At 46.3% G+C, this 13,820-nt stretch carries 9 protein-coding genes; 7 read left to right on the top strand and 2 right to left on the bottom strand.

The annotated features are described in order from the left end of the window. Positions 1–19: 19 nt before the first annotated feature. Positions 20–586, top strand: a complete 567-nt coding sequence (locus tag AAKU61_RS00210; RefSeq protein WP_354328737.1) for a hypothetical protein — start codon at positions 20–22, stop codon at positions 584–586. Positions 587–602: 16 nt separating this feature from the next. Here AAKU61_RS00210 and AAKU61_RS00205 read toward each other — a convergent pair whose 3' ends face one another. Both AAKU61_RS00205 and AAKU61_RS00200 read right to left on the bottom strand, forming a co-directional pair. Further along, positions 603–1,229: a flavin reductase family protein gene (locus AAKU61_RS00205; protein ID WP_322119997.1), complete on the bottom strand. Its 627-nt coding sequence runs from the start codon at positions 1,227–1,229 to the stop codon at positions 603–605. A gap of 234 nt (positions 1,230–1,463) precedes the next feature. Beyond that, on the bottom strand, positions 1,464–1,907 hold the full coding sequence (locus AAKU61_RS00200) for a thioesterase family protein (protein ID WP_354328736.1): 444 nt from the start codon (positions 1,905–1,907) through the stop codon (positions 1,464–1,466). A 414-nt stretch (positions 1,908–2,321) separates the two neighbouring features. On the opposite strand from AAKU61_RS00200, the gene AAKU61_RS00195 reads away from it, so the two are divergent. The 6 genes from AAKU61_RS00195 to AAKU61_RS00170 all read left to right on the top strand — a co-directional run bounded on the left by AAKU61_RS00195 (position 2,322) and on the right by AAKU61_RS00170 (position 13,756). After that, on the top strand, positions 2,322–5,075 hold the full coding sequence (locus tag AAKU61_RS00195; protein WP_354328735.1) for a TonB-dependent receptor: 2,754 nt from the start codon (positions 2,322–2,324) through the stop codon (positions 5,073–5,075). 169 nt (positions 5,076–5,244) lie between these two features. Further along, complete coding sequence (locus tag AAKU61_RS00190; RefSeq protein ID WP_354328734.1) at positions 5,245–6,567, top strand: MFS transporter; 1,323 nt, start codon at positions 5,245–5,247, stop codon at positions 6,565–6,567. Positions 6,568–6,593: 26 nt separating this feature from the next. Continuing rightward, positions 6,594–8,342 (top strand): alpha-amylase family glycosyl hydrolase, encoded by a 1,749-nt coding sequence (locus tag AAKU61_RS00185; protein WP_354328733.1) that lies wholly within the window; start codon positions 6,594–6,596, stop codon positions 8,340–8,342. Between the two features lies 1 nt (position 8,343). Continuing rightward, positions 8,344–10,812, top strand: a complete 2,469-nt coding sequence (locus AAKU61_RS00180) for a glycoside hydrolase family 31 protein (protein WP_354328732.1) — start codon at positions 8,344–8,346, stop codon at positions 10,810–10,812. A 145-nt stretch (positions 10,813–10,957) separates the two neighbouring features. Next, the gene (locus tag AAKU61_RS00175; RefSeq protein ID WP_354328731.1) at positions 10,958–11,971 is read left to right on the top strand and encodes a substrate-binding domain-containing protein; all 1,014 of its coding nucleotides are present in this window, start codon (positions 10,958–10,960) and stop codon (positions 11,969–11,971) included. 123 nt (positions 11,972–12,094) lie between these two features. After that, positions 12,095–13,756 carry an alpha-amylase family glycosyl hydrolase gene (locus tag AAKU61_RS00170; RefSeq protein ID WP_354328730.1) on the top strand — a complete coding sequence of 554 codons (1,662 nt, stop codon included), beginning with the start codon at positions 12,095–12,097 and terminating at the stop codon, positions 13,754–13,756. The last annotated feature ends 64 nt before the right edge of the window (positions 13,757–13,820 follow it).

Here is a 13,820-nt window from a genome sequence, read left to right as displayed (position 1 = left end):
AAGAATTTTGGAGCACATAATGACATATAAAGAAAACACCAACGACAGTGCCGCTTTTCTACCAGTCGGCATGATTGCCAATGCAGGCACTTATGGACAAGCGATAGAAATGGCAGCAGTGCGAAAACATAGCGCTGATGCTAATGCTGATGCTGGCTCTGGTAGTGCAGGCTGGGCACCGTTTCATTACGAAAAAATTTCTGATACAGAGTATGTCTGCACTGGCGGATACGCGATTGGTAGCGGTGGCTACAAAAAATGGCCAGAGCCGCATACGACTGTCGTCGTTTCTATCTCAGAGATTGAGCATGCGCTGAGTTTGTTATTAGAAGATGCGCAAGATAAAGAGGACGTGGTTGCAGAAGTTAAGGCGCCAGGCAGTTTTGCATCAAGCCAATCTGCCAAGGTCAGCTCGCCTCAATTATCTAGTCTATCAGAACCCACAACGCAGCCAAAATACTTAACGGTCGTGCTGCAATTACCCAATGATAAAGAAGGACAGCAGCGGATTAAAGAGGCTTTCAAAATTGATGAATTATTTTTTGGCGCGCTGGTGACATCCATCTCCACCCGCGCACCAAACTGAATTATTCCTTAGGTTTTTATTTAGCCCAGCCAGCCGGACGTGCCAGCGTAAAATTTTCTGTCGCGTTCGTCCTGCCGTACCAGTCCGCACCCATGCGCGACACCAGATCTAATTTGACCGGATCAATTTGGCCATCTGCGGTGACAATACTGTCATCCACATGTGCTGCGACGACTTCACCAAAGACCACATAGCAAGTTGGCGCATGTTCTGGGTAGGGCATCAGCTTTGCCAGTCTGCATTCAAAACTGACAGGCGCGCCGTCCACTCTGGGTACGCCAATAAATTGTGACGGCAGAGACTTCACATTGCATTGTTCAAACTCACTGGTTTCTGCGTCGTAACCAAATGAGGTTTCGTTCATCAATTGCACCATGGGGAATGACACCAGATTGACGACAAATTCGCCAGTCTCCTGGATATTGCGCACGGTGTCTTTCATACTGCCGTCGCTATTGACCAAAGGTGAAATCATCAAGGTCGGCGGCGATGCCGTAATCATCTGAAAAAAACTAAACGGCGCGAGATTAGTCAGGCCATTTTTCCCTTTAGAAGAAACCCATGCAACCGGACGCGGCGTAATGGTAGAGCCCATCCAAAAATAAGCGAGTCTTGGTGCTATAGATGAAAAGTCGATCAGCATGGAATTCCTTTAATTTGCTATTCAATTTGTACAGCGAGAATGGGGTAAGTCGTTTGATGATTGCCTGCTTTGGAAGAGGTGTGATTAAATATACTCCCCTACTTTTTTGATAAAAAAACCGTAGATGTCCAATTTTTCTATGGACAATAAAAATATACTGCATAGGGTATATCTTTATTCAATTCGTCCCATTACTATTTTCTGCTTATGTTGATTGAAGCTGACTACGAATAATCAACTCAGCCAATTCACTTTCGGAAATTTCTCCCTCACATAGTCCGGCATGCTGGTGACTTCTGCTTTGGCATAGTCATAAAAAATAAATCCTGATTTTGCCATCGCAATCAGATGCTGGTCGCTGGGGCGGGTGATGCGGAAAGTGATATCGCCGCCATATTTATTGAAATCCATGACGCCAACTTCAAACAACAACTGATCGCGTGCGTGCGCTTCGGATTTGTAGGTGGTCGCCAGGTCGGTGATGATGGTGCCCGGGCCGACGCCTTTGGTTTCGCCAATCCCAAATTCAAACATAAACCTGGCTCTTGCCTCAGAGATCATGGAAATCATCGAGTCGTTGCCAAGATGGTTTGCGCTATTGATGTCGGTCACCCTTACCGTCAGCAGGGTGGAGTAGTAGTACTGATCTTCTGGGAAATGGAGTGTTAGGCGAGCCATGGCTTTTAAGATTTATATAAACGACTGATTTTACCCGTTTGTGATTCGCAGGAATTGTTGTGATTTCTTCAAAATCCATTGCAGGCAAGAAATAAATATCCAATGCGCTTTGGATTTTTTGTTGTTAATATTCAATGCGCTTTGATAAAAAACAGAAATTTTTAATTATTTATGTAGTATGACTACATAAAGTGACTAGGCTTGTGGGTGATTAGCAACGGTTAAGATTGATATTTTCATTCTTGACGCAATATATTCGACGAAATATCAATTATTTGATTTGACATGTAATTTAGTATTAGTACAGAATCTCGTTCGGGGCATCAAATTCCGGATTTTAATTAGAGCGTTTGAGCTGCCAAGATTTTGCTGTTGGAATCGTAGTTTTATAATAAAAAACCAAGGAGACGAGTAATGACTAGCTTTCAAAAAAAGCGAGGCGGGAGTGTTGCCTTCAATCGCTTCGTATTTAACGTAACCCCTATCGCTGCAGCTTGTGCATTGCTGCTATCCACATCCACTGCGGTATATGCGCAACAAGCTGGCACCCCAGCTGCTGCTACCGCTGCTACCAAAGCAGACGACGGTAATGTGGTTGTTGTCACCGGTATCCGTAAGGGTATTGAGGATGCGATTTCAGTAAAGAAAAATTCTAATTCCATCGTCGAAGCAATTTCTGCTGAAGACATAGGCAAGTTGCCCGATACCAGTATTGCCGAATCCATTGCCCGTTTGCCTGGCTTAGCCGCGCAACGTGTTGCAGGCCGCGCTCAGGTCATCAGCGTTCGGGGTTTATCTCCGGATTTTGCTACTACATTGTTGAATGGCCGTGAGCAAGTCAGTACTGGCGACAACCGTAGTGTTGAGTTTGATCAATACCCCTCTGAATTGCTGAGCGGCGTGACTGTGTACAAAACCCCTGACGCTGGTCTAGTAGGGCAGGGTTTGTCTGGTACGATCAATTTACAAACAGTGCGTCCGCTGGATTTTTCTACCCGTACAATTTCTTTAAATGCTCGTGGCGAGAAAAATTCCATGGGATCGATTGCTAATATTAAAGATACTGGTCATCGCATCAGCGCAAGTTACATCGATCAATTTGCCGATCGTACGATTGGTATTGCCATCGGTATTGCAGATCTGGAGTCGCCGGTGTTGGATAATGAGACTGGTACTTATGAGCCGTTTAGTCAAAGTTCTGTCTCTGGCGTTCCTCCTGGTACCTACGTTACTGCGGGTGTTAAATCACTGGCGAAGAGCGGTACCTTAAAGCGTACTGGCATCATCGGTGTATTGGAATATCGTCCGTCAAAAATGTGGAGAAGTACGCTGGATATATTCAGTTCTACTTTTAAACAAGTTGATACCAATAATCAATTTGAAGCCAACTTAGGTGGCTATAACGGTAGCAACAATCCACAAGGATTTAATTACAGTTCGGTCAATGTGGTTAACAATACTTTGCTCGGTGGCGTTGCAACCGGAGCATACCCACTGGTACGCGGACAATACAATAACCGCGAAGATTCTATCCATACTGCTGGCTGGGGTAATAAATTTACTTTCGACAAATGGTCATTATTAGCAGACGTTAATTACTCTGAAGCTAAGCGTGATGAGCTGTATCTTGAAAACAATTTACAACTGAGAAATCCATCTGGCGGACCGCTCAATGACCCAGCCCTGACAGTCGGCTGGGTACCAGGCAGTTTTGCTACCTTGTCGGGCAAGTTAAATTATAGTGATCCGACTCAGCTGTATACCGGTAACTCGATTTATGGCTACGGCAGTACCTATGCACCACATCTTAAAGACGTTTTAAAGAGCTTTAAAATGGTTGCAACAATGCCGGTGCCAGCGATGCTCGACAATGTTTTTGACAATGTAGATGTGGGTGTCAATCGTAGTGATCGTACTAAAACTAAACGTCAACCAAGTGGTGCGCTGACCGCTAGCGGTAGTCCAACTATTTCTAGCGATTTGTTGTATGCCCCGGTCAATCTTGGTTTTGCTGGTAGCGGCATTGTTCCTTCCTGGAATGTACCTGGTGTCATCGCGAAATACTTTGATCCAATTACCTACAACTTGACCAATAATAGCAACACGATTTCACGTGCTTGGGATGTCACTGAGAAAATCACGACCTCTTTTGTTAAAGGTAATATTGACTCTCAACTCGGTGGTGTTTCGCTCCGTGGCAATATCGGCGTACAAGTGATCAATACTGACCAGTCATCGGCATCGCTGTATTCCGATCCTAGTGGCGCTGCTCATCCATATACCGACGGAAAAACTTATACCGACGTGCTGCCAAGTATGAATCTGGTCTTTGGTTTGCCTGACCAGCAAACTTTACGTTTTGCATTAGCAAAACAAGTTGCGCGTCCGCGCCTGGATCAGTTAAATGCCGGCTTTGAGTTTAAAGTGGATGCCTCTACCAGATTGCCTGGGGGTAGCGGTGGTAACGCACAGTTAGAGCCTTGGCGTGCTACTGCTTTAGACATCTCTTATGAAAAGTATTTCGGTACTAAAGCTTATTTCGCTGCAGCCTTTTTCTACAAAGACTTGAAGAGCTATATCTATGATTATTCGGAAACTCGTGACTTCTCCCAGTTCACACCGGGAACTGTAGCGATATCTAATTTTGGTCAATATAACTCTCCTAAGAACGGCCAAGGTGGTTCGCTCAAAGGTCTGGAATTATCAGCATCAGCACCGCTGAATCTGATCTCCTCAGCGCTTGATGGATTTGGTGTCACTGCTAGTACGACATTTACTGATAGCTCGATTAATATTCCTCAAGTGAACGATACTATCGGCAAAATTCAATTGCCTGGCCTGTCTAAGAATGTCACCAATCTCACGCTTTACTATGAGAAAAAAGGCTTCTCAGCCCGTATCGGTCAACGCCGTCGCTCTGACTACGTTGGTGAGATCGGTAACTTTGCCGGTGATCGTCAATTGCGTTATGTCGTTGGTGATAATGTCACTGACTTCCAAATTGGTTACGTGTTTGAAGACGGTCCATACAAAGGTCTGGGCATCATGTTGCAAGTCAATAATCTGACCAATGCAGCCTATGAAACCTACGCAAATAGCAAAGATCGTCAGTTAGAGTATGCAAAATACGGACGTATCATGTTGTTAGGCGCCAGCTACAAGTTTTAAGTAACACTAAAACAGTCCTCGCAGACTCCAAGCTGCGGGGACTTGTTTTTAGGACTTAGGCTAAATCGTTTCAGCAGCAATTTAATACCAACTGCGCGAATAATTTTGCATCAGTCTTAATCTCGTTATTCTGTTGGACGTTACTTAAAAAAACCAGGAACAAGCAAGTATGCAATCATCGACAAACAAGCCTAGGCTTTCGTTCTGGCAGTTGTGGAATATGAGTTTTGGTTTCTTCGGCATTCAATTCGGCTTTGCCTTACAAAACACCAATACCAGCCGGATTTTTTCCACCTTAGGTGCTAACGCGGATGATCTCGCCTTGTTCTGGCTTGCCGCACCGATCACGGGTTTGCTAGTACAGCCGGTGATAGGCTATCTCAGTGATAATACTTGGCATCCATTTTGGGGGCGTCGTCGTCCATTTTTCTTTGTCGGTGCTTTATTAGCATCGGTTGCGATGTTCCTGATGCCTAACTCCAGCATGTTATGGATGGCGATTGCTGTTTTGTGGATGATGGATTCTGCGATCAATATTTCGATGGAGCCATTCCGCGCTTTTGTCGGTGACAAACTCAATCCTTCGCAACAGACGGCGGGTTTTGCGATGCAGACTTTTTTGATCGGATGCGGCGGTGTGATAGCCTCCCTGTTGCCAAGTTTGCTGACCAATTATCTCGGCGTCAGCAATGTTCCGGTTGATGGGGCTATACCGGATACGGTGCGTTATTCCTTCTATTTTGGTGGCGCTATCTTTGCGTTGTCGGTGATGTGGACTGTATTTACGACGAAAGAAATACCGCCAACTGATTTAGAGAAATTTCGCCAGGAACGTAAAAATAACCAAGGTTTTGCAAGAGCTATTACAGAAATTTTGGGCGGCTTTCTCAAGATGCCAAAAACCATGGTGCAACTGGCATGGGTGCAGTTTTTTACTTGGGTCGCTTTGTTTTCTATGTGGGTCTACACCACACCATCGATTGCCGAAATCGTATTCCATAGTACCGATGCTCAATCTGCTGCTTATCAAGAGGGTGGTAACTGGGTTGGCATTATGTTTGGTGTATATGGCGGCGTATCCGCGATAGCTGCTTTTATCTTACCGATCCTGTCGCGTATGACTAGCCGTAAATTCGTTCATATGATCTGCCTGATGATAGGTGGCGTCAGTCTGGTCAGCATCTTTCTTATTAGTTCCAAACAAATGTTGTTGTTGCCTATGGTCGGCGTAGGGATTGCCTGGGCAAGCGTATTGACGATGCCTTATGCCATTCTGGCTGGCGCTTTGCCTGCTAATCGCATGGGTTATTACATGGGTTTGTTTAACTTTTTTGTCGTGATTCCGCAAATTGTGGCTGGCTTTGTATTGGGCGCGATGTTGAAACATTTGTTCAATTATCAATCAGTCAAAGTTCTGATGCTAGGTGGCTTTTGCATGATCCTCGCAGGCATATTGACCATGTTTGTTAAAGACGTTGTAGAACAGTCGTAGTGACATTCTTTCTGAATAGAATTGGCATGAATTTTTTTGCGATCGTATTTTCTCTGGCACTATTTTTTGTCAATGTCTTTGACAGCCTTGTCTATGCGGCAGACATGTCAGCCACGACAAAAGAACAGTTACCGAAAACATCGAAAAAAGCAGCATTCGTATGGAATAACGCCACTATATATTTCTTGCTGACGGATCGGTTTTATAACGCGAATCCGACTAATGATCTTGCCTATGAACGCAAAAATGATGCTGCAAAGTTACGCGGATTTGCAGGTGGTGATCTGGCAGGCATTACAGAAAAAATCAAGCAAGGTTATTTTAAAAACTTAGGCGTCAACGTCATCTGGATCACACCGCCTGTCGAGCAAATTCACAGCGCGACTGATGAAGGTATTGGCTTGTCTTACGGTTTCCACGGTTACTGGGCGCGTGACTTTACTAAGGTAGATGCTAACTGGGGTACAGAAGCCGACATGCGCAAGTTGGTTGATACCGCTCACGCTAATGGAATCCGTGTACTGCTCGATGTGGTGATGAATCACACCGGCCCAGTCACCGAGGTAGATCCTCAATGGCCCAATGACTGGGTGCGTACTTCGCCAGTTTGTACTTATAAAGATGTAGCAACTACCGTCAATTGCGTACTGGTTAAAAATCTGCCAGATTTTCGTACCGAAAGTAATGCCAATGTAGCGTTACCACCAGCCTTAGTCGCCAAGTGGAAATCTGAAGGACGCTACGAGCAGCAAGTCAGCGAGTTGGATTCGTTTTTCAAACATACGGGCTTCCCTCGCGCACCACGCTATTACCTGATGAAATGGCATGCCGATTGGGTCAGAAAATATGGTATCGACGGTTTTCGCGCCGATACAGTCAAGCATGTAGAACCCGGTGTCTGGAAAGAGCTAAAACAAGTAGCCAGCGCCGCGTATGAGGATTGGAAACGGGACAATCCTGATAAAAAATTAGGTGACGATCCTTTTTTTATGACGGCAGAAGTGTATGGCTACTCCATCGCCAGTGGACAGCAATTCACTATGGACGGTGGTAGCCAAGTGAATTTTTATCAGAATGGTTTTGATAGCATTATCAACTTCGGCTTTAAGACCGATGCTAAGAAAAATATCGACGTCTTGTTTAGCGAGTATTCAGAAAAACTCAATATGCCGGATAGTCCTTTACACGGATATTCCGTCCTCAACTATGTTAGTTCGCATGACGATTTAAGTCCGTTTGACCGGGAACGTAACAATCCGTTTGATGCGGGTACCCGACTATTGCTGAGCCCCGGTGCCGCACAAATTTACTACGGTGACGAAACTGCCCGCTCTTTATCAGTCGCTGGTGCGCAAGGGGATGCCAATTTGCGGTCCATGATGAACTGGGATGAGCTGACGCAAAAAAAATCGAGATTTCATTACAACATCGCAAATGTGTTCCAGCATTGGAGCAAGCTGGGATTATTCCGCCAAGCGCATGTCGCAGTGGGCGCTGGCGTGCATCAAAAAATATCAGATAGACCGTATATTTTTAAACGGATTTATCAGCATGATGGCATCAACGACAGAGTGGTAGTAGCGCTCGATTTGCCGATTGGTGAGAGCGTAGCAATTCCCGTTACGGGCGTTTTTCTTGATGGAGAAAAATTGAAAGACTATTACTCAGGACATAGTGCCATCGTCGTTAATGGCATGGTGAAGTTTGATAGCAAGAATAATATGGTGCTGATTGGTAAGGATGAACATCCGCCTGCTAGATCGGATGGAAATTAAGATGAAAAATCAACTAAAACGCCCAATCATTGGCAACACTGTATTCTGCATAGTAGCCGCCTTAGTTGTTCTAGCGATACAACTGACACAGCCAGCTTTTGCTCAAAACAGAGGAAGAGTACTTGAGGTCGTTGCTGATAAGGGTAGTTACTTAGAACTGACGACCAACGATGGTCTTTATCAGATCAAGCCATATTCTGACAAGATTATAGAAACCACGTTTATCCCCAAAGGACAAAGTTTTATCTCCGGGTCACATGCAGTTGTGTTGTCACCCGCCATGCTTAAAACTAGTGTTAGCAATACAGACGTTGCTGTCGATTATGCTGTCGGCTCCGGTGTTGGCTCCAGTCTGACCGGTATGGTGGTACACATCACCAAATCGCCTTTTCAAATCAGTTACGCCTATAAAGGCAAGCAACTCATTTCTGAAAAAAATGGTTACAGCAAACAAGATACCTCTGAAGTACTAGACTTTAATCTGGATGCAACGGAAGCGCTGTACGGTGCAGGTGCGCGTGCATTAGGGATGAACCGCCGTGGTAATCGTCTGCCACTCTACAACAAGGCGCATTACGGTTATGAGGATCGCTCTAGTCAGATGAATTTTTCTATTTCTCTGATATTTTCGTCTAAACGATACGGCATTCATTTTGATAATGCGCCGATTGGCTATCTAGATCTGGATAGTAAAAAAGAGAATGTACTCGCTTATGAAACCATCAGCGGCAGAAAAACATATCAGATTATTGCTGGCGATAGCTGGGACGATATTATTGGTAACTACACCAGTTTGACCGGCAAGCAACCGTTGCCGCCACGCTGGGCTTTCGGCAACTTCGCCAGTCGCTTCGGTTACCACAGCGAAGCAGAAGCACGCAAAATCGTAGATCAATTTGCTGCTGAAAAAATTCCACTGGATGCCATCATTTTTGATTTGTACTGGTTTGGCAAAGACATCAAAGGCACGATGGGCAACCTAGAGTTTGATCGGGATAACTTCCCGCATCCTCAGGAGATGATTGCCGATTTTGCTAAAAAAGGCATAAAAACTATATTGATCACAGAGCCGTTTATCTTGACGACTTCCAGTAAATGGAACGAGGCAGTAGAGAAGAAAATTCTCGCAACAGATAAGAATGGAGCACCATTTGTCTATGATTTTTATTTTGGACACACAGGGCTCATCGATATTTTTGACCCGAAAGCAAAAGACTGGTTCTGGTCGATTTATAAAAATTTGAAGAGAGATGGTGTCGCTGGTTGGTGGGGTGATCTGGGCGAGCCAGAAGTGCACCCGTCTGACTTGCAGCATAAGACGGGCTCGGCAGATCAGCTGCATAATATTTATGGACACGATTGGGCTAGGTTGATCGCAGAGGGATACCAAAAAGAATTTCCGGAAGAGCGTCCCTTTATTTTGATGCGTTCTGGCTACTCCGGCTCGCAACGGTTTGGCATGATCCCCTGGTCGGGCGACGTGAACCGCACTTGGGGTGGCTTGCAGAGTCAGCCAGAGATTGCATTGCAGATGGGGATGCAAGGTTTGGCATATATGCACTCAGACTTGGGTGGATTTGCGGGTGCCAATTTGGATGATGAGCTATATGCGCGCTGGTTGCAGTACGGCGTATTCCAACCGATTTTTCGTCCACATGCCCAAGAGGAAGTCGCCGCAGAACCGGTTTTAAGAAGCACATCCGCAAAGGCTCTAGCAAAGGCGGCGATTGAACTGCGTTATCGCATGCTGCCGTATAACTACACGCTGGCGTTTGAAAATAATCAGCGTGGCCTGCCGCTGATGCGACCCATGTTGTATGAAGAGCCGGACAATCCTGAGATGCGCGGCGTATCTGATCGTTATTTATGGGGGCATGATTTTTTTGTGTCGCCCGTACTCAAAGCCGCTGTCAAAGAGCAGACGATTCGTTTTCCTGCGACCAATCACTGGTTTGATTTTTATACTGATCAAAAATATGTCGCTGGTAGTACTGGATCAGTTGCGATTGTGCCTGAGCACATCCCCGTATTTGTCAGAGCAGGTGCCTTTATCCCTATGGCAAAGTTGGTCCAAACCACCAGAGATTATTCGACTAAAGAACTTGATCTGCATTATTACTACGATTCATCTGTACCGCATAGTCGCGGTCAATTGTATGACGATGATGGTTTGACATCCGCCGCTTTCGAGAAAGGTCGATATCAACTTTTACAGTTTTTTGGCGATACCGCTGTAGACAATAATCACCAAAAAATCACGGTACAGCTGAAGACGGAAACGGGTTTGAATTATCAGCCTGTTGATAGAAAAATTGAATTGATCATGCATAACATTGCTACTGCGCCGAACTGGGTCAAGGCAAAAAACCGGTCTTTGCCATTTAAATGGAATGCGGTAAAAAAACAATTATCAGTCTTGGTCAACATACCAGCAAGAACAGAGCAGACCGTCGTAGTGCAGATCAACTGAAGTAAAAAGTCATCCGCAAAAGTAGGACAACAGTTGGCAAATACGTCAGTAAATTAGTAAGCAAATAAAGTAAGCAAATAAGTAAGCAAATAAGTAAGCTTCAGCAAATTTAAAAGTAGTCTCATTTTTGAAGTAACCGACACCAATGAATCTTAAAAGCCTCGCTAAAAATCTGGGTATTTCCGAAACTACGGTGAGCCGCGCTCTGAACGGCTATCCAGAGGTTAGCGAGAAGACTCGACAGCGTGTAATGGCGGCAGCCAATGCAGCGGGATATCGTCCCAATCCGATGGCGCGGAGTCTGGCAGTCGGGCGCACTAATGTGGTTGGCATGATTCATCCTTTGCTGCCGAACGATTTAGGCGATCCTATGTTTATGTCTATCGTCGACGGGATGTCGTCCGCGCTGGAGTCCAGACAAATGGATTTGATCATTGCGCCGGTGTCGCCTGCGAATGAGTTGCGTGCCTACCAGCGTATGGTGCAAGAGCGTCGGGTCGATGGTTTGATCGTTTCCCGTACCCGTTTATATGACGAGCGGATTGCTTACTTAACCGGACACGGCTTGCCATTCGTCGCGCATGGACGCACACAGGTTAATGAGCCGCACGCCTGGTTTGATTATGACAATGAGTCTGGTATGCAGACTGCTGTTCAGTATTTGCTCTCGCACGGACACCAGCGTGTCGGCCTGATCAGTGCGCCTTTGGAAATGAACTTTGCCCGTCAACGTTACAACAGCTTTATCGAGGCAATACAAAAGGCGGGCTTACAACCGAATCCCGCGCATCTGATCGGCGATAGTAACGACAGACGCCGAGGGTATCAGGCGATGCAACAAATACTTGCCAGCCCCTTACCACCAACCGCAGTCATCGTCGATAACCAGATGTCTGGCGTGGGCGCCGTACGCGCTTTGCTGGATGCGGGTATTCAGATTGGTACCGATATATCGATCATCGTCTGGAGCAAGATGGAAGATTCCCTGGCGGGCTACAACGTCACCACGATCGATCAGCCAAATCCTGATCAGGCAGGTAGCCGAATGATAGAAATGTTGATGTCCTTATTGGATGGAACGCCGCCAGAAGAATTACAAGTGCTGTGGCAGCCGATACTTTTGCCGGGCGATACGGTAAGAGAGTGCCGCCATAGTTGAGCCGCTGCTATTAAAGAAGTCAGACTTAAGAAGCCAGACTTAAGAAGCCAGACTTAAATAAAGCTGTTACAAAAGTTGTTGAATAGTGCAGCGACCACCACCTGTTTTATGAATGATTTCAACATGACTGCAACAACCAAGCGCGACATTCCGCTAGCCACGATCTCTGCAACAAATACTGAGTGGTGGCGCGAGGCCATCATTTATCAGGTCTATCCACGCAGCTTTTTGGATACCAATGGCGACGGTGTCGGTGACTTACCCGGCATTACTGCCAAGCTAAATTACATCGCCAGTCTGGGTGTTGATATTGTCTGGATTTCTCCTTTCTTCACTTCGCCGATGAAGGACTTTGGTTATGACGTGGCGGACTATTGCGATGTTGATCCCTTGTTCGGTACTCTGGCTGATTTCGATCAATTGGTGCAGCGTGCACATGCGCTGGGTCTGAAGATTATGATTGACCAGGTACTGTCACATACGGCAGAAAATCACCCTTGGTTTACTGAAAGTCGCAAGAACCGTACTAATCCAAAAGCGGACTGGTATGTCTGGGCAGACCCGCAGGCCGACGGTACACCACCGAACAATTGGCTCTCGATTTTCGGTGGCTCTGCATGGCAATGGGACACTCGTCGTCTGCAATATTATCTGCATAATTTTTTAACCAGTCAGCCAGATATGAACTTCCACCAGCCCGCGGTGCAGCAGGCGCATCTGGATAATATGCGCTTCTGGCTGGAGCGCGGTGTTGATGGTTTTCGTATGGACGCTTGTATCTTCCATTTCCATGATCAGCAATTGCGCAGCAATCCACCGGCGGCCAAGCAAAATACGATTAGTGTAGCGGCCTCCAATCCGTATGGAATGCAGGCACATATTTATGATAATACGCAGCCAGAAAATCTCGCCTTCTTTCAAAAAGTCCGTACCTTATTAAATGAGTATGGTGCCATCTCGATTGGTGAGATTGGCTCTGATGACGCGTTGGGTGTAATGGCGGCCTATACCGCCGACAACGACAAATTACAGATGGCATACAGCTTTAATTTACTGACTACAGAAAAATCTGCACGTTATATCCGCTCTCAGGTAGCAGAATTTGAAGCACGCGTGGTTGGCGGTGGTGCGTCGTGGTCGGTCGGCAATCATGATGTTGCACGTGTCATGACGCGCTGGGGTGGCGCGCAAGCAACGCCCGCTTTTGCCAAAGTTGTCCTCGCCATGCAACTAGCCTTAAAAGGTACGCCATGTCTGTACCAAGGTGATGAGCTGGCATTGACAGAGGCCGATGTTCCCTTTGAGTCATTACGCGATCCGGTAGGGATTACCTTCTGGCCAGAAGCCAAAGGTCGTGACGGCTGCCGCACGCCTATGCCTTGGAACAAACTCGAGGCACACGCGGGTTTTACGACGGGCACTCCGTGGTTACCCGTGCCAGCAGAACATCTGGCTGTTGCTGCGTCTGAACAGGAATCTGACCCCGCTTCGGCACTGAACTTTACCCGTAACATTATTCGCTGGCGAAAACAGCTCCCGCAACTGACCGGCGGCGAGATTACATTTTTTGATGCGCCTGAACCTGTATTGGCCTTGAGCCGGACATTGCCTGATTCCCCTCAGATATTGGCTGTGTTTAATTTGGGAGGGGATGAGGTTGAATTTACTTTGCCAGTCGCCGCCAATTTTGATGCATTGACAGGGCATGGATTGCCGGGCGATGTCGCTGGAAGCTTAGTTAGTTTACCCGCCTACGGCGCCTGGTTTGGTATTGCCAGAACTTAGCAGAGGATAAAAACTCTCTCTCGCCATCGGACGAGGGAGTTGGCAGATCATTTCTTTCATCTTT

It is taken from the genome of Undibacterium sp. GrIS 1.2, assembly GCF_040544435.1.
In the GTDB taxonomy this organism is placed as follows: domain Bacteria; phylum Pseudomonadota; class Gammaproteobacteria; order Burkholderiales; family Burkholderiaceae_D; genus Undibacterium.
This window is presented reverse-complemented; position numbering and strand designations above follow the sequence as displayed.

Coding starts and splice junctions, on each gene's coding strand:
- AAKU61_RS00195 (WP_354328735.1), top strand. CDS start 2,322: ATGACTAGCTTTCAAAAAAAGCGAGGCGGGAGTGTTGCCTTCAATCGC.
- AAKU61_RS00175 (WP_354328731.1), top strand. CDS start 10,958: ATGAATCTTAAAAGCCTCGCTAAAAATCTGGGTATTTCCGAAACTACG.
- AAKU61_RS00210 (WP_354328737.1), top strand. CDS start 20: ATGACATATAAAGAAAACACCAACGACAGTGCCGCTTTTCTACCAGTC.
- AAKU61_RS00190 (WP_354328734.1), top strand. CDS start 5,245: ATGCAATCATCGACAAACAAGCCTAGGCTTTCGTTCTGGCAGTTGTGG.
- AAKU61_RS00170 (WP_354328730.1), top strand. CDS start 12,095: ATGACTGCAACAACCAAGCGCGACATTCCGCTAGCCACGATCTCTGCA.
- AAKU61_RS00180 (WP_354328732.1), top strand. CDS start 8,344: ATGAAAAATCAACTAAAACGCCCAATCATTGGCAACACTGTATTCTGC.
- AAKU61_RS00200 (WP_354328736.1), bottom strand. CDS start 1,907: ATGGCTCGCCTAACACTCCATTTCCCAGAAGATCAGTACTACTACTCC.
- AAKU61_RS00205 (WP_322119997.1), bottom strand. CDS start 1,229: ATGCTGATCGACTTTTCATCTATAGCACCAAGACTCGCTTATTTTTGG.
- AAKU61_RS00185 (WP_354328733.1), top strand. CDS start 6,594: ATGAATTTTTTTGCGATCGTATTTTCTCTGGCACTATTTTTTGTCAAT.